The sequence below is a fragment of the Pseudomonas sp. 3JA genome (assembly GCF_036961705.1).
GTDB classification, from domain to species: Bacteria; Pseudomonadota; Gammaproteobacteria; order Pseudomonadales; family Pseudomonadaceae; genus Aquipseudomonas; species Aquipseudomonas fluorescens_Q.
Map to the genome: position 1 here is coordinate 102,293 of NZ_JBAMDJ010000010.1, position 19,996 is coordinate 122,288.

Consider the following 19,996-nt stretch of genomic DNA (forward strand, 5'->3'; position numbering starts at 1 on the left):
CGCACTCAAGCGGGAGCAAGCTCCCTCGCCACGTTTTTTCGGCTGCCCTAAGTGAACAGTCTTTCTTTGCCAATCAGCTTGCAGCTTGAAGCTGTTCTTAAGCCTGATTCAGATACCAGCGCCAGTCCTGCTCCCCGACTTCCGCCATGAATTGGCGGTATTCGGCGCGCTTGACCGCCAGATAAACGCCAAGAAACTCATCGCCAAACGCTTCCCGCGCCCAGGCCGATGCCTCAAGGGCACGCAGGGTGGTGAGCCAGTCGGTGGGCAGCAACTCGGCCGCCTGGGCGTAGCCGTTGCCTTCGACAGGTTTCCCGGGATCGCACTGTTCACGTAGGCCGCGATGAATGCCGGCCAATATCGCCGCCGCAGCCAGGTAAGGGTTGGCATCGGCACCGCAGATACGATGCTCGATGTGCCTCGACAACGCCGGGCCGCCCGGCACCCTCAGGCTCACGGTACGGTTGTCCACGCCCCAGGTCGCCGCCAGCGGTGCGTAGCTGTTGCTTTGGAATCGCCGGTAGGAGTTGGCGTTCGGACAAAACATCAACAGCGAATCGAGCAAGGTGTCGAGCATCCCACCCACCGCATGGCGCAACAGCGGCGTGCCGTCGGCGGCTTCACTGGCAAACAGATTGTGGCCATCGCGGTCCGCCAGGCTGACATGCATGTGCATGCCGGAGCCCGCCAAGTGATCGAACGGCTTGGCCATGAAGCAGGCCTGCATGCCGTGCTTGTGGGCCACGCCCTTGACCAGTCGCTTGTAGCGCACCGCTTCATCCATGGCTTGCAAGGCATCGCTGCGGTGTTCAAGGGTGATCTCCACTTGTCCCGGTGCGTATTCGGAAATGGCGGTCCGGGCCGCAATGCCTTGCAGCTTGCACGCAGCGTACAGGTCGGCCAGGAACGGCTCGATCTGCTCCAGCTCGCGCAAACCGTAGACCTGGGTGGCACGCGGTCGGCCACCGTCGGCGTCCCGCGCTGGCTGTGGCCGGCCTTGGCTGTCGCGTTGCGCGTCCAGCAGATAAAACTCCAGCTCCGCCGCCATCACCGGGTAATAGCCGTCGGCCTGTAAAGCCTCGATCACCTGGCTGAGCAGATAACGCGGATCGGCGATGGTCGCCGGCATGCCCTCCTGGGGATGCATGCTGACCTGCACGGCGGCCGTGGGAATCAATCGCCACGGCATACGTTGCAAGCTGCCGCTGAGGGGGTAGGCACGGCAATCGATGTCGCCGACGTCCCACACCAGTCCGGAATTTTCCACATCATCGCCATTGACGGTGAGCCCGAGAATCGTACTGGGCAGTGGCCGGCCACTTTCGAAAACCGCCAGCAACTCGTCCCGATGCAACAACTTGCCCCGGGGCACGCCGTTGTTGTCGAGGATGAACAGCTCGAACAGTTCGATATCAGGGTTCTGCGCAAGGAACGCCTCGGCGTGTTGCACGGGAGCGAAAGAAATCTTGGCAAGGCTCATGAGAAGGCTCGTATTTCCATGTCGGACGGGCGACAAGGCACCGTCAGTCTGTGCTCGCCATTGAGCGAACACTGCGAATGATCAACAGGTAATACGAGTATCTGGAGGACGGGCGTGACGGCAATGCCAGAGCGCCCAAAAGGCCAGCTCGGAGGGCAACGCACTGAGGCTTGGCGCCATGGCAGGCGTAAACCGGCCGACCGGATCGACCGTGGCAGATGCAGGGTATTGGAATGCCAGGGGCCAACCGTCCATGAGCGCATCACAGGAAACACATCGGACAAGCGTCCCACGCTACCCTGGGAGGTTAAACCTGGATTTGATGGAGCTTGGATCGCAGCCAACTAAACATAGGCAAACCAAACAGTCGTTGATCGACACGTCGTGTTCCCTACATTATCTGTCCCGTTCCCGACCATGAAAGCGCCTGCCTGGCATTCTCTTGGCACGATCGTTCCGTTAGGATCATCGGCCTGGTTTGCGCAAAATCCGCGCAAGGAGCACAGCGAGAGACAGAACGGATGCTGAACAGTAACTCCCTCAGAAAGCTCGACATGCAAGACCTCATGGTGTTTAGCGCCGTGTACGAGCAAAGCAGTGTCACCGGCGTGTCCGAGGCATTGTGCGTCAGTCAGTCAACCGTCAGTTATTGCCTCAAGAAACTGCGAACCTGTTTCGAAGACGAGCTATTCATCAACACCCGCACCGGCATGCGCCCCACCTATAAGGCCGAGGGCATGTACGAGCATGTGCGCGCCATTTTGCAAAGCATCAACCTGTGCCATGCCGGTACACCCACCTTCGATCCGACCCGGCAAGCCATTACCTTCAATATTTGCGCACCGGAATATTTCGAACAGTTGATCCTGCCGCAACTGCTGCAAGGCTTCGATTACGCCAATCTGCCGGTGGTGGTGAACGTGCACAAGCTCGAAGCCGACATCCCCGCCGAAGAGTTGCGCGACGGCAGCCTGGACCTGGTGATCTGCTTCGGCCCGAACTTCCACAGCAACCATGCCGATTTCAAATCCCGGCAGTTGCTGGAGGAGGACCTGGTTTGTGTCGTGGATAAACGGGCGACGCCACTTGAACAGCAACTGAGCCTTCAGTCTTTCGTACGGCGCCGACACGTGTTTCCGACGCCCTGGTCGTCAGCGACCAACATGGTGGACGGCTGGCTGTCGCAGCAGGCGCAACAACGCCAGATTGCCGCCCGCGCCAACAGCTACAGTGCCGCACTGAAGATGATCACCGGCACCGACTTCATCCTGACCCTGCCCCGCCGCATCCAGAAATTGCTGGCCAACGAGGCAATCTTCAATCATCACGAAGCGCCCCAGGGCCTGCCGGGGTTCACCCTGAACATGCAGTGGAGCCTGGCCGTCGATCAGGACAGTGCCAACGCCTGGCTGCGCGAACAGATCATCAAGGCCTGCGCCGCCCGCGACACCTGAACGTCATTGACCGATCAAGGCCTTGGCATACGGGCCTCGATCGATGTCGAGGATTTCCACGCACAGTTGCACGCTAACGTCGGCCGGCCATGGCCCCAGTTCCTGGATCACGGCCAGCAGGCTATCGGCCAGTTGCTTCTTGATTTCCGTCGAGCGACCGCTTAGCAAGGCCAGCTTCACATGCACGAAACCTCGCTCGCCCAGCCCCGTGCCCACCCGGAACGTCTCGAGCTTCACGGCCCGGCTCTTGATGTCCAGCTCGGCCGCGAATTGACCAGAAGCCACCAGCGCATTGTTCAGGCGCAGCAATGCAACATCGGCCTTCAGCTCGGGCAGGTTGGCGGTGTACTCCATGTGCAGGTGAGGCATGTGTTCGACTCCGATTCGAAAATATGACAAGGGGATTTCAGCCGTCACAACCTTACCCCGACTTTAAACGTTGGGGCAGTTTTTGTTTCGCTGCGGGCCGGTGTCAGGGTTGTACCGAGACCTCACGCTCGCCCATGAAGGCCTCCAACCGCGATCGCAACCAGCGCTCGGCCGGGTCGCTGTCGACATGGCTCAGCCAGACCATGGACAAATCCAGGGTCGGGGTCTTGAAAGGAAAGGGTTCGTTGAACAGTTGCCCCGAAGCCGCCATGGCGGCGGCGGTATAGTCCGGCAAGCTGGCGATCAGGTCAGTGCCGGCCAGCAATGCCGGCAATGCGCTGTATTGCGGCACCGACAGCACGACCTGGCGTGTGCGTCCGATCTCGGCCAGCCATTCATCGACAAACCCGGCGACGTTCGCGGTATGGGACACCAGCACATGAGGTCGCGCGCAATACTCGTCCAGGGTCAGCGGCGTGTCCGACGCATCGGCGCGCAACACGCGGGGCTGGATGTGTCGCAACAATTTGCGCTTGGCGTTGGCCGGCAGGCCGCGAGTCTGGCTGATGCCCACGGTGATGTCGCCCGATGCCAGCAAATCGGGGATGCGCCAGTAATCGACGTGCTGGACCACGAACACAATTTTCGGCGCCTCTTGCCGCAGGCTGCTCAACAGGGGCGGCAAGAGACCGAACTCGACGTCGTCGGACAGGCCGATGCGAAACGTCATGGTGCTGCTGGTGGGGTCGAAATCGTGGGTCAGGCTCAAGGCCACCGACAGCGAATCGAGCGCCGGAGACAGATGCCGGATGATTTCTTCAGCCCGGGCCGTCGGCTCCATGCGATGACCGACGCGAATGAACAACGGGTCGTTGAACATTTTGCGCAAACGATTGAGGGCCGAGCTGATGGTCGGTTGGCCCAGGAACAGTTTTTCCGCCACCCGTGTCACGTTACGCTCAAGCATCAGCGTTTCGAAAACCACCATCAGGTTGATGTCGGCCTTGCGCAATTCGTTGCGGTTCATCCACTGCCCTCCATCCCTTGATTGGCTGCAGTGTAGAAACGCCTGGGGTTGTGCGTCTATGCGCAAAAAGGTTAAGCGCCTGCGCAATACCGTCGAAGAAATTGGGAGCGACACCCTGCTTTTGTGGCGAGGGAGCTTGCTCCCGCTGGGCTGCGAAGCGGCCCCAAGATTTTGCGGTTGCTGCGCAACCGAGCGGGAGCAAGCTCCCTCGCCACAATGAAAAAAGCCCTACCTCACGATCAGCGATTTCAGCCCCAGCGCCATGACTCGCTCATCACCTCCCAGCCCCAGCGCCTTGGGGCTGATGGCATCGGGTAAATGGAAATGCACGCGCAACGACCCATCCGTGCCCATCGTTTCACGAATAGCCGGTGTCAGGGGCAGTTCAAGGGTGTTGTCTTGCAGGCGCGTGAACTGCGTCGACAACGCCGCCACACCGTTGATCGAGACGTCCACTCGCTGGCGCGTATGCAGAGGGGGCTGCACGAACGCCGCCGCGTCTATCGAGAGGACGCGCGCTTCTGGCGCAATGCGCAAGACAATCTCAGCCTCGGTCCCTTCCGACCAGGTGCCCCAATCCTCGACGCGTCCCCAGCCACTGGCCAACATCGGGTTGATTCGGCTGAACACCTGGCGCTCGCCGATCTTCACCTGCACGTCCAGCGTCTCATCGGTAAACGATGGGCATTGGGCACATGACTTCCAACCCGGCGCCAGCACCACGAGGCCATCGATACGGGTCAACAGGTCGGTCTGGCGATTGACGGTCTTCGCCGCCTGGAGCGCGGCGCCAGGGTCGAGGATGTACAGCGAATCCGCTGCATACTCGCCGCTGGCAAGCATCTGCGCGGCGCGTCGCTGGGCTTGTTCGATCTCCCGGGTGCCCATGCGCCCCAGGTACACGCCATCGGTTTCCAATCCATGCTTCAGGGCGTATTGGCTGGTCAGCAGCCAGTTGTCCGGCTGGTTCTGCGGCAGCAGCGTCCGGACTTTCGAATAGTGGCTGGCCGCACTGGCCCAGAATGGATCATTCATGGAGGTGGACCAACTGGAGGCGGCCGGCATCATCCGGCTCTGGCGCAGGCCTGCCCATCCAGCGCGGGTATCCAGGACTTGCACCAGCAGGGCGATGGCCAACAGACACGCCGCCGCCCGTGGTTTGTTGCCGCGTATCACCAGGAAAATGACGGCAAATACGATGGCGTAGAACACCGGCCAGAACATCCGGCCAGACGCGCGAAAGACATTCGCCAGCTTCTCCAGGCTTCCGGGCAGCCAGTAATGCACATCCAGCACGCCGATACCGAGGGTGTTGGTCAGCGAAAACAGCGTCAACCCGAACAGCGCCCACAGCAACAACCCTCTGTGGCGCACGGCACTCACCAGACCGGTATTGCCTTGCAGCAGTGCCACAGCGGCACAGATCGCCAGGATCAGGACTCCCAGTCCCAGGTAATTGAACCCTTCATAGTCCCCGGGCCCCTCGGGCAGGTCCCGCACGATGTAGGACCAGCCACTGGGGTCGACCAGCGACAGTACATTCAAGCGGTACAGGCCATAACCACCCGATACGGTCCCGCCACCCACGCTGAAATAACCGGCCTGCCAGCAACAGAACGCAACCAGCAAAAACAAACCGCTCAGCTCGATCAAGGCATCGCGTCGGGACAAGCGACCCTTGATGGCCTGGTTGGCGAGGTCGGCCAGCCAGATCAACGCCACCATGGCCAACAGGTAGGCATGCACCAACGCTGTCGCAGCCAATAGCACGCCCCAGGCCAGCCGTCGCCTCTGCAAACCAGGACGCAGCGCCAAGTACAAGGCCGCCAGAATCAGGAAATGCCCGGACAACGACAGATGCCCGCCCATGCGCAGAAACATCGGCGGCGAAAACACAAACAACCCGGCGCCCAACAGCCTGATCCACAGTGACGGCGTCAGCAGGCCGAGCAGTTTCCAGGCGAACCAGGCTTGCAGGATGAAACAGGCCAGCAACCACAGGCCAAAATACTGGAACGTCTCGGGCAGCCAGCCGCTGAAGGGCTTGAACAGGAACGCCAGCAACGGATTGGAATCGGAAAAAATGATGCCGTTGCCCAACTCCAAACCATAGGAAGGGTTCAAGCCCAACGGAAAGGTCCAGGGTGAACTGCGGAAAAACGCCCAGCCCAAGTAATGGGTTGTCGTATCGCCCTCCCCCAGCCAGGCGATGTTCGTGGGGTCCAATACCCGCGGGCCGATCACCAGCAGGAATGCCAGCGCGCCCAACAGGATGGGCAACAAGCAGCCCCAGTAACGCTCACCACGAACGGTCATCGATACGTCCAGAAATTATGCAGGATGAAGGTGAACACCGGGATAATCAGCGCCACGGCTGCGATGCCCGCCAGGTAATCCAGGCCGACGCGCTGGGCGCCCCAGGCCACCAGCATCGCCAGCCCGAACCCGCCGATCGATACCACCACGAAACGGCCAAGGGTACGGCCATGCAAGCGGCTGGAAAAGCTCCATAGGGTGTTGACCAGGTACGACACCACGGTCGCCACGACAAAGGCGAAACCATTGGCCAGTGGCGGGTTTGCCAGGATCAGGTGCACAAACAGCACGGCAGCCACCACATGGACTACGGTGACAACCAAACCCGTCATGGCAAAGCGCAAGGCACGGCGCAGCAACGGCGAGTGCGTCCAGGTCACGGCTTCTGCGCCAGGCAGAACACCGTCAGGCCGACCATACGATTGGCGCCCATGAACGGACGCTCCAGGCTGCACAGTGACCTCAACAGGCCATTGACCAGCGGATGATGACGCGCAAGCTGCGACTTGGCCGGGGCGCCGGACGCCTTGCGCTGCAACAGGCGCAGGGCGGCGGCAATGGGAAATACCAAGCCGAAGTAATACGCACCTTGCTGGACCTGCAAACCCGCCTGCGCCACGACACTTTCCAGCTGTTTGAGGGTGTAGCGGCGCTTATGCTCGAGAAAATCATCATGCCCGCTCCAGAGAAACTGGAACGCCGGCACGGTGATCAGGAAACGGCTGCCCGACGGCACTTTGTCGACGTAGGCCTTGAGCAGCCCCACGTCATCATCCACATGCTCCAGCACGTCCATCAGCAACACCAGGTCAGCGTCCAGCGTGTCGATGGCACGGCGATAGCGGACCGGTTTACCGGCGGTACTGGCGTCGGAGTCGGCCGGATAACTGATGTCCACGCACCAGGCCTGGGCCGTTGCGGTATGGGTCAGCAGGTGATGGGAAAAAAAGCCCGACCCGGCCCCCACGTCCAGCAGCGTACTGGCCGAGGTGCCCTTGAGCATGTGCAGCATGGCGCGCGCTTTCGACCGGTAGTACCAATGCTGCTCGATATCGGGACCGAGGATATCGGTTTCCTTGAGGTCCATGGTCAGTCCTTGGCGTCATAGAGGCGCCGCACCAGGAAAATCGGTCGGCGCTTGGATTCGATGTAGGTGCGGCCCAGGTACTCACCCAGCACGCCGATGCCGATCAGTTGCAACCCACCCAGGAACGTGACTGCCACCATCAGCGAAGCATAGCCCGGCAGGTCCACCCCCGAAATAAGGGTTCGCAGTACGATGAAGATGGCGAACGCAAAAGACACCAGCGAGACGCAAAGCCCCAGGTACGTCCAGATACGCAGCGGTTCGGTGCTGAAGCTGGTGATGCCTTCAAGAGCAAAGTTCCACAGGCGCCAGCCATTGAACTTGCTTTCACCGGCGGCCCGTTCAGGCCTGACGTAATCCACGTAGGTGGTGCGGAATCCTACCCAGGCAAACAGCCCTTTCATGAAGCGGCGAGATTCAGGCAGGGTTTGCAGGGCATCGACCACGCAGCGATCCATCAAGCGAAAATCGCCGACATTCTCCGGCAGCTTGTGGTCGGCGATTTTATTGTGCAGCCGGTAGAACCCGTTGGCGGAAACCTGCTTGACCCAGGAGTCGGAGTCGCGGTTGATCCGATGGCCCAGCACCACTTCGGCACCGTTGCGCCAGTGGGCAATCATTTCCAGGATGACTTCGGGAGGGTCTTGCAAATCGACATCGATCGGCACCACCGCCTGGCCACGAGCGGCTTGCAGGCCGGCACTCAACGCCGCCTCCTTGCCGAAGTTGCGACTCAGGTCGACGACTCGGATGCGCGGATCGGTCTTCTGCCGTTCCAGCAGCAGCACCAATGTGTCGTCCACGCTGCCGTCGTTGACGAATACCAGCTCCAGGCTCACCAGCGACTCATGGGCAAAGACCTGGTCGATCCTGGCCATGAACACATCGATGGACTGGACTTCGTTGTAGACCGGAATGACAAGCGAAAGCGCTAGACGACCTTGCAGATCCGTTCCTGGATATTCAGTCACTTGATAGCTCTTTTTCTTATAGTGTTTTCAGTCCCATCGGCTTGCGGCCCTAGGCGTCGAAACGTATTAAGCAGGACCGAGCAGGGCAACGCAAGGATCAAACCGGAACTTCATCGGACCGTGTGTTCGCAACATGACTTTTTTCCTACAGAAAGTCGAACCCTCTTTCCAGGCTCATGCCCAGCAATATTTAATAACCAATGGAAACGAATTTCCCGTAGCCAAAACCCGCCACTTGGCTAGGCTGGCAGCCACATGTCCAACGCATGTCTTGACTGAATGAATCGCAGGGAGCGAACCGATGTATTTTGAAATCTATCGACAGACCCGAGGCACCCCGAGCACTGGAAAAGGCCAATGGCGCTGGCGCTTGAGAGCCGGCAACCACGAAACGATCGCCAGCGGCGAATCCTATGTGAACAAGAGTGACTGCCTTCACGTCATCAGGCTGATCAAGAATGTCCAGGGCGAAACGCCTGTGAAGGAGATCTGAACCGAATCATTGTGGCGAGGGAGCTGGCTCCCGCTGGGCTGCGAAGCGGCCCTATGATTTTGCGGTGGCTGCGCAACCGAGCGGGAGCAAGCTCCCTCGCCACGGGTTCAATCGCCTCAAGTGAGCTGTTTGCAGCCTGAGCTTTTTTTGCTGTAACGAAGGTTTTCAGGCAGGTAGGGTATGCGGACAAAAGGAGGCTGGTGCAATGACTCGATCAAACCATAATCGCGACTGGCTGGTGCGGGCGCCCGAATCGAGGAAAATGGAACGCATCGAGGCCTATTTCAGCGGGCATGGCTACACCACCCATCGCCACGACACCTACGCCATCGGAATCACACTTTCCGGCGTGCAGAGCTTCAACTATCGCCACAGCAAGCGCCACAGCCAGCCTGGCGGCACCATCGTCCTGCATCCGGACGAGGTGCACGATGGCGAAGCCGGGACGAACGAGGGTTTTCGCTACCGGATGTTCTACATAGAACCGTCGGTGATCCAGCAAGTGCTGGGGGGCAAGCCATTGCCCTTCATCGAAGGAGGATTGTCCAACGACCCTCGCCTCAACATCGCGACCCGTCGACTATTGAACGGCCTGGATCATCCCCTCGATCCGCTGGAGGAAGAGGACGCCATCTACGATGTGGCCCAGGCACTCGACATCGCGGCCGGCAGCCGACCTGGGCGGCGGCTGATCGACTACCCGGCGGCGGAGCGTGCCCGCCTGTTCATCCATGATGCCCTCCACCAGACGATCACACTGGACGACCTGGTGCAGGCCAGCGGCCGGGATCGATGGAGCCTGTCCCGGGATTTCCGGGCACTGTATGGCACCAGCCCCTATCGCTACATCACCCAGCGCCGCTTGAACGAAGCCCGGCGCCTGGTATTCCATGGCATGCCGCTGAGCGAGGTAGCCCTGGCCTGTGGTTTTTTCGATCAGAGCCACATGACCCGACTGCACACCCAGGCCTTCGGAATTTCACCGGCACGCTGGCTGAAAATGCTGCGCTGAAGGCACAGGCTGGGCACGACAAAAAGCTGCACGATCATCCAATACGACACCCAGGCCCCGACAGTAAGGTACAGCTCACCACCCACCTGAGGAGCATGCCTCGATGACCCACTACGCCCCCATCAACTTCGCTCAGAAATACGCACTGTTCCACGAACAATGGGCACCGAAAGTCGTGGCCGAAATGAATGACTACCAATTCAAGATCGCCCGGCTCGAAGGCGAATTCATCTGGCACACCCACGCCGACACCGATGAAACCTTCATCGTGCTGGAGGGCCAGTTGCATATCGACTTTCGCGACGGTGCGGTGACCATAGGGCCGGGCGAAATGTACGTGGTCAAAAAAGGTGTCGAGCACAAGCCCAGCGCCGCACACGAAGTGAAACTGCTGCTGATCGAACCACGTGGTGTCCTCAATACCGGCGAACAAACCAATGAGCGAACGGCAGTCAATGATGTGTGGATCTGACTGAGCCAGGCTCAATCGTATTCAGCTTCCTGGTGATCGCCCAACAACCGCCGCTGACGAGGTGTCGCGGCGACCAAGACCACAGGATTGAACTGCCAATGCAGATAAGGTGAGAACTTCTGCGCGACCATCCGCCGACCATAGTGCACCTGAAGCATGTAACGCGTGCGGTCGGCGGTCCGGTTATCGCTACCGGCGTGCCATAACTCACTGCGCAGTATCAGCACACCGCCCGCCCGGCACAGCACGGGCTGCGCGGGGCGCCCCTGCCACCGCGTTTCGCCCTTCACGGGGGCCCGGCCGGCTTTGTGGCTGCCCGGAATGACCTGGGTCGGGCTCAAGTCGGCGTCGATGTCATCCAGATAAAACTGCGCGGTAAAGACCTGCATCGGCAGTTCAAAGGCAGGGTCAGCCAACAGCCCTGGCGGCAATTGCATCGCCAGATAATCCAGGTGCAACGGTGCCCCGGTAAAACCGGGATGGCAGCGCCAGGCCGTTTGGCCGATGACATGGCAATCATCGCCCAGGGCTGCCTCGGCCAGCTCGATCACCCCGGCCACATCCAGGAACGGCAGCCAGAACGGATCGCGATTGAACACACATTTGTAATGATCGATGACACCGCTGTAGTCCCAATGCTCGGGCTTCAACTGGTCGATGGCATGGCGCAGGTCGGCGATCTGTCGGGCATCCAGCACGCCGGGCATCAGGACAAAACCGTCCTGATGCAGCGCGCGGAGCTGATCGTCAGTGGACACGACACTCCCTGCTTCAGGTGCGGAAGCGGCCGGTCAGTTCTGCCAGGTTTCTCGACAGGCTGGAAAGCTGTTGGCTGGCCTGCATGCTCTGGGCAGAGTTCGCTGCCGCTTCGTTGGACAAGTCGCGGATATCGGAGATGTTGCGGGCGATCTCTTCGGTGACGCTGCTTTGCTCCTCGCAAGCGCTGGCGATTTGCGCGGCCATGTCATTGATCTGCTGGATCGAACCGCCGGTACCGCTAAGCACCTGATCGACACCCGCGGCACGTTCGACACTGTCACGGGCCTTGGTGCTGCCCACGTGCATGGCTTGTACAGCCTTGGCGACACCGCTCTGCAACCGCTCGATGCGAACCTGAATGTCCTTGGTCGAATCCTGTGTGCGCGCCGCAAGCGCCCTCACTTCATCGGCCACCACGGCAAAGCCACGGCCCTGCTCACCGGCCCGCGCGGCTTCGATGGCAGCGTTCAGCGCCAACAGGTTGGTCTGTTCGGCAATGCCACGGATCACCTCGAGCACGGCGCCAATACTGGAGGTTTCCTGGGCCAATGCCTCGATCGTGCCCGAAGCGCTCTCCACTTCCTGGGCCAACTGACGGATCGATTCGATGGTACTGCTGACCACCTCGGCACCGTCACGAGACTGGCTGCTCGCCTGTTGCGCGGCGCCCGAGGCGTTCGCCGCGTTATGCGCGACTTCATGCACCGCTGCGCTCATCTGGGTCGCAGCGGTGCTGACCTGATCGAGCGCCGCATGTTCGCTGCTGATCAACCGGTCATTCGTCGCGGCCATATCGGCCATGGCGCGGGCGGCGGAATCTACTTCACCTGTCACCCGTCCAACCTCGGCGATCAACGGCTGCAACTTGTCGAGAAAGCGGTTGAAGGCGCTGCCGAGCTGGCCCAACTCATCGGCCGAGCGTACCTCCAGACGCCCTTTCAGATCGCCGCCGCCCTCGGCAATCTGCTCGACGCGGTGCAGCAGTCGACGCATAGGGCTCAGCACCACAAGTGGCAGAACGACAAGCACCAGGATGCAACCAAGCAAGCCGACCAGCAGAATCACGCCTTGATGCACGCCGACCGTCTCACCGTTTTCAATCGCTGCGTCGCCTTCGCGATGCGACGCCGCATCCTCTAGCTCACCCAGCTTGTCGATAGAGTCGCGCATGGTTTCGAACAGGCGCTCACTGTCACCAAAACTCAGGGCACTGGCGCCCTGCGGATCGCCTACAGACAGTTCGAGGACCCGCCGCGACACCTGCATCCATTTCCCGAAGCTGTCATTGAACTGACTGACCAACGCCTGCGCCTCGGCACCGGGCTGCATCGCGGCATATTTCTGCACGCGGTCATAAGCCTGCTTCGCATTCTCGCCATGACTGGTGCTCAGCGCTTTCAAATGCTCGTTTGCATGACCATCCAGCAGGCTGCGCTCGGCGACGAAAGCCTGATAAAGATCACGGTCGGCGTTGAGCAGCAGGCTGATCGCCGGCAGATAACGCTTGGTCAATTGCGTACTGGATTCAGTCACCTGACCGATACCGCGCATGCCCGCCCACCCCATCAGCACCAGCAACACAGCCAGGAATGCGATCGGAAGGGTGATTTTCCAGCGAAAGCCCAGATCGGCAAAAAACCGCAGCATGGGGTGTCACTCCTTTCATGGGGATTAACCTACCTATCGGCAGCCATGCCTTGAGCTATAGACCATTAGTCCAATTGTTACAAAGCTTTGGGTCTGGCAGACACCGGGGTTATGCAGGTCGCTGAGGGGGGTTGGCGGGATAAAAAAAGGCGGGGGGAGGCAATAGCTGCGGGAGTTTTCTGACACTTCCCGCCTACATAATTTAGGGAGTTTTCTGACTCATCATCTGATTGATGATTTTTCCAGAAGGGCTCTATAGTCCAAGTGTCGTTCGTAAGAGCGGCTTGGGTTTGGCGACGATCGGGTTTCCTCGGGATTTCGTACAGAGTCTAGCGCTTGGCGGACGCAATACCTCCCGCGTCTCACTCGATCCAATGGTCTCGGCCCGCGAATGCCTGGGCTGCCAATACTCTATTGGCAAACAAAGCCGGCACCCAGATCGCTATGGGCTGTACCACTTTCGTCGCTCACCCGAACGGATGGGATCAGATGGCTGAGCCGCATCGAGCGGTTGAAAATGGTGGGGGGTCTCGGACTGGATGCGACCACCCTTGCGAAGGCTTTCAGTGCCCGGAACGCCGTTGCTACGCGGGTCGCGGAGTGGGTTTGACGGGGTTGCCAGCGGCGCAGTCCGTATAGCCAAACGATACACGCGTATAGACAATAGCTACACGATGATATAGTGTTAACCATGAAGCCGACTCAACGGCATCGAATCTAAATCGATAGATCTTTCCAACGACTGATCACATTAAGCGAAGCACCGAGGCACCTCCAAGGCGGGAATCAACATGACCGTAAATATTGAAAAAATCGAAAGATCCAAGCCCGTCCCCATCAACATGAGGGCGGATGAAAAAAAACGGAACCTGATCGATTTGGCAGCTGCCCTGTCTGGTCGTGATCGAACCAGCTTTATCTTGGAAGCTGCTTGTCAGAAAGCAGAGGAAGTCATCCTTGATAAGCGGCTGTTCCTTCTCGATGACGTTGCATTTGACGCATTTGAACAGGCCTTGGAAGCCAATCCGATTCAAGGTAACAAATGTCTGCTTCAACTTCTCGAAAGGCCCAAACCGTGGAGCTGAGGGCTCCAGAAAAGCTGAACGACGACCACATCCTGGACGAATTCGATTCAGGCGTAGCGTCGATCAACGATTATCTTCAAAAAACGGCGCGTAAAGCCCAAGCCGCCAAGCAAGCCGTTGTGTACGTTGTCTGTCGCAAGAACACGTTGGTCGTCATGGGCTATTACACACTGTCGAGTGGATCGATTGCTCGGGAGAATGTCGTTCCGAAAAGCCGTCAGCGCAATTCCCCAAGTGTGCACCCATTGACCTTGTTGGGACGCATGGGCGTCACTGAGGCAGCACAAGGCCGGGGCTTCGCTATCGGCTTGCTTCAAGATGCGGTTGAACGAGCAATTATCGCGTCTGAAACCATCGGTTCTACTGCAATGATTGTCCACCCGCTTGACCAGCGTCTGTCGGACTTTTATGCCAAGCACGCAGGATTTATACCGTGCCCAGGGCTTTCACCTATTACGCTGATGTTGCCACTCCGATAGCTTTTTGACGGACCACGCCCCACCCCAAGGTCCACAGTATATCGACGGCTTAGCATGTTCATCCGCACCGCATCAGAGTGCCGGGGATCGGCGCTTTTGCGAACTGCTCATGCTGTCCAAGCGAAACAGGGCCTGTCCCCGTTTTCCCGATGGGTTCCAGTCATGCCCCGGACCAAACGCCAGGAACGAAAAAGCCCCTGAAATGTTCAACCATTTCAGGGGCTTAGTCGTATTCAATAATGGCGGAGAGATAGGGATTTGAACCCTAGGTACTGTCGCCAGTACAACGGATTTCGAATCCGTCCCGTTCGGCCACTCCGGCATCTCTCCAGTGGCGCGCATCATACCAGCACATTCGCCGGAAGCGAACCCCCGAGCGAAATTTTTTCCGTGCTATCAGATGCTTGCGTCGATTACAGCGGCACACCCAGACGCTGGGCGACTTCTTCGTAGGCTTCGATGACGTCACCGAGGCCCTGGCGGAAGCGGTCCTTGTCCATCTTCTTCTTGGTGTCCTTGTCCCAGAGGCGGCAGCCGTCCGGGCTGAACTCGTCGCCCAGGACGATGGAGCCGTCGCTGAACACGCCGAACTCAAGCTTGAAGTCCACCAGCAGCAGGCCGGCGTCGTCGAACAGCTTGGTCAGCACTTCGTTGACCTTGAGGGACAATTCCTTCATGCGGGCCAGTTGCTCGGCGGTGCCCCAACCGAATGCCACGACGTGGGATTCGTTGATGAACGGGTCGCCCTTGGCGTCGTCCTTCAGGAACAACTCGAAGGTGTAGGGGTTGAGCTTCATGCCCTCTTCCACGCCCAGGCGCTTGACCAGGCTGCCGGCGGCGTAGTTACGCACGACGCATTCGACCGGGATCATGTCCAGCTTCTTGACCAGGCATTCGTTGTCGCCCAGCAGCTTGTCGAACTGGGTCGGCACGCCGGCGGCTTCGAGTTTCTGCATGATGAAGGCATTGAACTTGTTGTTCACCATGCCCTTGCGGTCCAGCTGTTCGATGCGCTTGCCGTCGAACGCCGAGGTGTCGTTGCGAAACAGCAGGATCAAGCGGTCAGCGTCGTCGGTCTTGTAAACCGATTTGGCTTTGCCGCGGTAGAGTTCTTCACGTTTTTCCATGATGGGCTCCGCTTGCTAAGTAGTGGGCTAGGCGATATGTCGCCAGTCGAGCCCTGAATCTTGATCGGCCAGTTGCAGCCAGTCCGGGTCGCACCCGAGGGTGTCGACAAAACATTGCCGGGCCAGCTGCGGCAGGTTGTTCTTGCTGCTCAGATGGGCCAGGACCAGGTGTTGCAGGCCTTGCCAGCCCAACTCGGCCACCAGGAACGCTGCCTGGTGGTTGTTCAAATGCCCGTGTTCCCCGCCTACCCGCTGCTTGAGGAAGTACGGGTAGTAACCACGCGCCAACATGTCGCGGCAGTGGTTGGACTCGATCATCAACGCATCGAGGTCCCGATAACTGTCCATCACCCTGTCGCAATACGACCCCAGGTCGGTCAACAGCCCAAAGCGCCGCTCGCCGTCGCTGAACACATATTGCGTCGGCTCCCGGGCATCGTGCGCCACGCTGACCACGCTGATATCCAGGCAACCGATGCGCAGTTGCTCGCCACCGGCCACGAAACCGGCCGGCTCGATGGGCTTGCGCAGGCCTGCCAGTGTTCCACGGCTCAGGTACACCGGCAGATTGTAGCGCCGAGACAGCAAACCCACGCCATGCACGTGGTCGGCATGTTCGTGGGTCACGAGTATCGCGCTCAGTTGCGCCGGGTGCACACCCAGGCGCAACAGGCGCTTCTCGGTTTCCCGCAAGGAGAAACCACAATCGACCAACACATACGTGTCGGCGCTGGCTACCAGCGTGCCGTTCCCTTGGCTACCGCTGCCGAGAACGGAAAAACGCATCGGATCAGCCCAGGTTGTCCTGAATCACGCCCAACACCTTGCGGGCCACATCAGCCGGCGCCACGGTATTGATGTTCTTCTCGACAGTGACCTGGACGTTGTCGCCGACCTTGCTCAGACGAACCTGATAACGCTCGGCGCGCGCCTCGATTTCTTCCTTGTCCGGCTTGCTGCCGAACAGGCCACTGAAGAAGCCAGGCTTCTCGTCTTTCTTCTCGGCCTTTTCAGCGAGGTTGATGTAGTACAGGCCCAGGCTGCGGTTGATGTCTTCAACGCGCCACTCGCCCTGCTCCAGCGCGCGACCAACGCTCGACCAGGCACGGTCCAGGTCGGAGCCGACGTTGAGCACCGGGTTGCCGCTGCCGTCTTCGCTCAGGCTGACGCGACTCGGCGCATCGAACTCCTTGGACGCCAGCATCGAGACCGAACCGCCCTGCTCCGCGTTACGACTCATGCTGGCGAGCATGTCGTCCACCAGCGCAGCGTCGAGGCCGGTATTGACCGAGCGGTTGGTGAAGGCCACGTCGGCGGTGCTGCCGGCAGGTCGCTCGGCGCTGACCACATAGACCTCACTGGTGTTGCGCTGCACGCCCGGCTCGATGCGCACCCGCACGCGGGTTTCGCTGTCGGCCGCGACACCGGCGGCGCTCATGCGCTTGGCCATGGCAGCAGACAGTTCATCGGAGCGCTGCCAGGTGGTGGTGAACTCGCCGGTTTGCGGACGCTGTTCGTCCAGGCGGAAACCGTTGTCCTGGAAGAACTGGATCGCCACCGGCCAGACTTCGGCCGGTGGATGCTGGCCCATGACCCAGCTGGAGTCGCCGCTCTTCTGCAGGGTGTAGTCGCTGGCATCGGCCACGGCCGACAGCGGCTGTGGACGTGGGACGATGTATTCGCCCTTGACGCTGTCGTCGGCGACGTTGCGCGGGATCGGCAGCAGCGGATCGAGGCGCTTGGCAACGCTGACGTCTTGCGGCAGTTGCATCGGTGCAGTCTGTTGCGCCTGCAGGTAATCGCTACCACGGTCGCGGAAGTAACCTTCCGGTCCCCAGATCCATCCGCAGCCGCTGGTGCTGGAGATAATCAAGGCAAGTGCGGAAAGTCCGGCCATTCGCTTCATGCGTTGTACTTCCTCAATTAAACCAGGACGCCGGACTGGCGCATGGCCTGCCGCAGCGGTTCGTGACAGGGGGTGCTCAGCCAGGTCAGTGGCAGGCGGATGCCTTCGTGCATCAGGCCCATTTCAACCAAGGCCCACTTCACCGGAATCGGGTTGGCCTCGATGAACAGGTCCTTGTGCAACGGCATCAGTTTTGCGTTGATTGCCCGCGCAGTCTCGGCGTCGCCCTTGAGCGCGGCCTCGCACAGGTCGGCCATTTCGCGCGGAGCAACGTTGGCGGTGACGGAGATGTTGCCCTTGCCGCCCAGCAGGATCAGCTCGACCGCTGTCGGATCATCACCGGACAGCACGATGAAGTCCTTGCTCACGCCATCGAGGATGGCCTTGGCGCGCTTCATGTCGCCGGTGGCTTCCTTGATGCCGATGATGTTCGGCACGGTGGACAGGCGGATCACGGTCTCGGCCTGCATGTCGCAGGAGGTGCGGCCGGGAACGTTATAGAGGATCTGCGGGATGTCGACGGCTTCGGCAATGTGCTTGAAGTGCTGGTACAAGCCTTCCTGGGTCGGCTTGTTGTAGTACGGAACGACCAGCAGGCAAGCGTCGGCACCGGCTTCCTTGGCGTTGCGGGTCAGCTCGACGGCCTCGCGGGTCGAGTTGGCGCCGGTGCCGGCGATGACGGGGATGCGACCGTTGACCTGCTTGACCACGGCACGGATGACTTCGATGTGCTCATTGACGTCGAGGGTTGCCGACTCGCCGGTGGTACCGACAGCGACAATGGCATGGGTGCCGTTCTCAAGGTGGAAGTCCACGAGTTTGCTGAGGCTGGCCCAGTCAAGATGCCCTTGTGCATCCATGGGTGTGACCAGTGCCACCATACTGCCCGCAATCATGAAACCGCTCCTGCCGGAAAAAGAGAGCGGTAATGGTACTGGCGCCAAGATGCTTGTACAAGCGAACTACCATTCCCCTTGGCGATGGTTTTCGCTACCCTTCAGGCTTTGATCGGTACCGACAAGCTCATATGCCGGTTTCCAGCCTCCGTTTTCGTCGCCGCAAGCCCCGATCCCGGGTTTGTCCCGGTGCGTTCCAGCTGTCGTGGAATGCAGCGCAACCCCGGGCACAAGGCTTGAGCCGTTCGTTTTTCCGGGCCTGGCGCTGTATCGAGCGGCAAAAGTACCGACCGCTCATCGCTTTAGGAATGCTGCATGTCCACCCCCACAGTCCGCGAACAATTCCTTGTTATCAGTGCCCTTGGCGCCAACCCCATGGAGCTGACTAACGTCCTGTGCCGCGCCAGCCATGAAAATCGCTGCGCCGTCGTGACCTCACGCCTGACCCGTCACGGCGAATGCAGTGCGCTCGTGCTCGAGATCTCCGGCAGCTGGGACGCCCTGGCTCGCCTGGAAGGCAGCCTGCCGGTGCTGGCCAAGAAGCATGCCTTCACCGTCAACGTGGTGCGTAGCGCCGCGCTGGAGAACCGTCCCCAGGCCCTGCCCTACGTGGCCTATGTGAGCTCGGCCTACCGTCCGGACATCATCAACGAGCTGTGCCAGTTCTTCATGGACCATCACGTCGAGCTGGAAAACCTGACCTGCGACACCTACCAGGCCCCGCAGACCGGCGGCACCATGCTCAATGCCACGTTCACCGTGACCCTGCCGGCCGGCACCCAGATCAGTTGGCTGCGCGATCAGTTCCTGGATTTCGCCGATGCGATGAACCTCGATGCCCTGATCGAACCGTGGCGCCCACAAAACCCAATGTAAGGAAGCGTTCATGGCCGTTGCAGTCGACCAGCCGGTTACCGATTTCCAGGCACCCGCCACCAGCGGACAGACCATCAGCCTCGCCGCCCTCAAGGGCAAACAGGTGGTGATCTACTTCTACCCCAAGGACAGCACCCCGGGCTGCACCACCGAAGGCCAGGGTTTTCGGGACCAGTATGCGCAGTTCCAGACCGCCAACACCGAAGTGTTCGGCGTCTCCCGGGACAGCCTCAAGTCCCACGAGAATTTCAAGTGCAAGCAGGAGTTCCCGTTCGAGCTGATCAGCGACAAGGACGAGGCCGTCTGCCAGCTGTTCGACGTGATCAAGCTGAAGAAGCTCTACGGCAAGGAATACCTGGGCGTTGACCGCAGCACTTTCCTGATCGACAAGAACGGCGTGCTGCGCCAGGAATGGCGTGGCGTGAAGGTGCCGGGGCATGTGGATGCGGTGTTGGCGGCGGCCCAGGCGCTTAACAAGGGCTGAAACTTTCGTTGCCTTTACTGGCGCTATCGCGAGCAAGCTCGCTCCCACACGGATTG

The 19,996-nt window shown here is 60.1% G+C and carries 21 protein-coding genes, 1 tRNA gene and 1 pseudogene; 8 read left to right on the forward strand and 15 right to left on the reverse strand.

Features of this window, described 5'->3' with window-relative positions; genetic code table 11:
* Positions 1-97: 97 nt before the first annotated feature.
* Positions 98-1,465, reverse strand: coding sequence for a glutamine synthetase family protein (locus V7773_RS10430; RefSeq protein WP_170862030.1), 1,368 nt, complete (start codon positions 1,463-1,465; stop codon positions 98-100).
* A gap of 536 nt (positions 1,466-2,001) precedes the next feature.
* On the opposite strand from V7773_RS10430, the gene V7773_RS10435 reads away from it, so the two are divergent.
* Positions 2,002-2,934, forward strand: coding sequence for a LysR family transcriptional regulator (locus tag V7773_RS10435; protein ID WP_063322510.1), 933 nt, complete (start codon positions 2,002-2,004; stop codon positions 2,932-2,934).
* Between the two features lie 3 nt (positions 2,935-2,937).
* Here V7773_RS10435 and V7773_RS10440 read toward each other — a convergent pair whose 3' ends face one another.
* The 6 genes from V7773_RS10440 to V7773_RS10465 form a co-directional block, all read right to left on the reverse strand.
* Positions 2,938-3,303, reverse strand: a complete 366-nt coding sequence (locus V7773_RS10440; protein ID WP_063322511.1) for a 5-carboxymethyl-2-hydroxymuconate Delta-isomerase — start codon at positions 3,301-3,303, stop codon at positions 2,938-2,940.
* A 103-nt stretch (positions 3,304-3,406) separates the two neighbouring features.
* Complete coding sequence (locus V7773_RS10445) at positions 3,407-4,330, reverse strand: LysR family transcriptional regulator (RefSeq protein WP_063322512.1); 924 nt, start codon at positions 4,328-4,330, stop codon at positions 3,407-3,409.
* Positions 4,331-4,558: 228 nt separating this feature from the next.
* The gene (locus V7773_RS10450) at positions 4,559-6,646 is read right to left on the reverse strand and encodes a DUF6311 domain-containing protein (RefSeq protein WP_336073302.1); all 2,088 of its coding nucleotides are present in this window, start codon (positions 6,644-6,646) and stop codon (positions 4,559-4,561) included.
* Positions 6,643-6,978 (reverse strand): GtrA family protein, encoded by a 336-nt coding sequence (locus tag V7773_RS10455; protein ID WP_063325150.1) that lies wholly within the window; start codon positions 6,976-6,978, stop codon positions 6,643-6,645. The genes V7773_RS10450 and V7773_RS10455 overlap by 4 nt, the downstream gene beginning before the upstream one ends.
* A gap of 44 nt (positions 6,979-7,022) precedes the next feature.
* Positions 7,023-7,733 carry a class I SAM-dependent methyltransferase gene (locus V7773_RS10460; RefSeq protein ID WP_336073303.1) on the reverse strand — a complete coding sequence of 237 codons (711 nt, stop codon included), beginning with the start codon at positions 7,731-7,733 and terminating at the stop codon, positions 7,023-7,025.
* Positions 7,734-7,735: 2 nt separating this feature from the next.
* Positions 7,736-8,704 (reverse strand): glycosyltransferase family 2 protein, encoded by a 969-nt coding sequence (locus tag V7773_RS10465; protein ID WP_336073304.1) that lies wholly within the window; start codon positions 8,702-8,704, stop codon positions 7,736-7,738.
* A 301-nt stretch (positions 8,705-9,005) separates the two neighbouring features.
* On the opposite strand from V7773_RS10465, the gene V7773_RS10470 reads away from it, so the two are divergent.
* From V7773_RS10470 to V7773_RS10480, 3 genes are all read left to right on the forward strand, one after another.
* Positions 9,006-9,197 carry a YegP family protein gene (locus V7773_RS10470; RefSeq protein WP_063322516.1) on the forward strand — a complete coding sequence of 64 codons (192 nt, stop codon included), beginning with the start codon at positions 9,006-9,008 and terminating at the stop codon, positions 9,195-9,197.
* A 205-nt stretch (positions 9,198-9,402) separates the two neighbouring features.
* The gene (locus tag V7773_RS10475) at positions 9,403-10,209 is read left to right on the forward strand and encodes an AraC family transcriptional regulator (RefSeq protein WP_092413467.1); all 807 of its coding nucleotides are present in this window, start codon (positions 9,403-9,405) and stop codon (positions 10,207-10,209) included.
* Positions 10,210-10,312: 103 nt separating this feature from the next.
* The gene (locus V7773_RS10480; RefSeq protein ID WP_072341306.1) at positions 10,313-10,681 is read left to right on the forward strand and encodes a cupin domain-containing protein; all 369 of its coding nucleotides are present in this window, start codon (positions 10,313-10,315) and stop codon (positions 10,679-10,681) included.
* Between the two features lie 11 nt (positions 10,682-10,692).
* Here V7773_RS10480 and V7773_RS10485 read toward each other — a convergent pair whose 3' ends face one another.
* From V7773_RS10485 to V7773_RS30420, 3 genes and pseudogenes are all read right to left on the reverse strand, one after another.
* Entirely contained in the window at positions 10,693-11,439 is a 747-nt protein-coding gene (locus V7773_RS10485) for a phytanoyl-CoA dioxygenase family protein (protein WP_336073305.1), read from the reverse strand.
* 13 nt (positions 11,440-11,452) lie between these two features.
* Positions 11,453-12,241, reverse strand: a complete 789-nt coding sequence (locus V7773_RS30415) for a methyl-accepting chemotaxis protein (protein WP_371856975.1) — start codon at positions 12,239-12,241, stop codon at positions 11,453-11,455.
* Positions 12,242-12,310: 69 nt separating this feature from the next.
* Positions 12,311-13,087, reverse strand: a pseudogene (locus V7773_RS30420) (MCP four helix bundle domain-containing protein); the annotation flags it as partial.
* Positions 13,088-13,878: 791 nt separating this feature from the next.
* Between V7773_RS30420 and V7773_RS10495 the strand changes: the two are divergent.
* Both V7773_RS10495 and V7773_RS10500 read left to right on the forward strand, forming a co-directional pair.
* Entirely contained in the window at positions 13,879-14,172 is a 294-nt protein-coding gene (locus V7773_RS10495; protein ID WP_092148591.1) for a type II toxin-antitoxin system TacA family antitoxin, read from the forward strand.
* Positions 14,130-14,651, forward strand: a complete 522-nt coding sequence (locus tag V7773_RS10500; protein WP_336073308.1) for a hypothetical protein — start codon at positions 14,130-14,132, stop codon at positions 14,649-14,651. The genes V7773_RS10495 and V7773_RS10500 overlap by 43 nt, the downstream gene beginning before the upstream one ends.
* A gap of 240 nt (positions 14,652-14,891) precedes the next feature.
* On the opposite strand, the gene V7773_RS10505 is transcribed toward V7773_RS10500, so the two are convergent.
* The 5 genes from V7773_RS10505 to dapA all read right to left on the reverse strand — a co-directional run bounded on the left by V7773_RS10505 (position 14,892) and on the right by dapA (position 18,580).
* A tRNA-Ser gene (locus tag V7773_RS10505) sits at positions 14,892-14,981 on the reverse strand.
* 83 nt (positions 14,982-15,064) lie between these two features.
* Positions 15,065-15,778: a phosphoribosylaminoimidazolesuccinocarboxamide synthase gene (gene purC / locus V7773_RS10510; protein ID WP_025212375.1), complete on the reverse strand. Its 714-nt coding sequence runs from the start codon at positions 15,776-15,778 to the stop codon at positions 15,065-15,067.
* Positions 15,779-15,805: 27 nt separating this feature from the next.
* Positions 15,806-16,564 carry an MBL fold metallo-hydrolase gene (locus V7773_RS10515; protein ID WP_072341286.1) on the reverse strand — a complete coding sequence of 253 codons (759 nt, stop codon included), beginning with the start codon at positions 16,562-16,564 and terminating at the stop codon, positions 15,806-15,808.
* Between the two features lie 4 nt (positions 16,565-16,568).
* On the reverse strand, positions 16,569-17,684 hold the full coding sequence (gene bamC, locus V7773_RS10520; protein ID WP_092148600.1) for an outer membrane protein assembly factor BamC: 1,116 nt from the start codon (positions 17,682-17,684) through the stop codon (positions 16,569-16,571).
* Positions 17,685-17,701: 17 nt separating this feature from the next.
* Positions 17,702-18,580 (reverse strand): 4-hydroxy-tetrahydrodipicolinate synthase, encoded by an 879-nt coding sequence (dapA, locus tag V7773_RS10525; protein ID WP_063322526.1) that lies wholly within the window; start codon positions 18,578-18,580, stop codon positions 17,702-17,704.
* Positions 18,581-18,895: 315 nt separating this feature from the next.
* Between dapA and V7773_RS10530 the strand changes: the two genes are divergently transcribed.
* Both V7773_RS10530 and V7773_RS10535 read left to right on the forward strand, forming a co-directional pair.
* Positions 18,896-19,456: a glycine cleavage system protein R gene (locus V7773_RS10530; RefSeq protein WP_003184325.1), complete on the forward strand. Its 561-nt coding sequence runs from the start codon at positions 18,896-18,898 to the stop codon at positions 19,454-19,456.
* Positions 19,457-19,466: 10 nt separating this feature from the next.
* Complete coding sequence (locus V7773_RS10535; RefSeq protein WP_336073309.1) at positions 19,467-19,940, forward strand: peroxiredoxin; 474 nt, start codon at positions 19,467-19,469, stop codon at positions 19,938-19,940.
* Positions 19,941-19,996 lie beyond the last annotated feature (56 nt).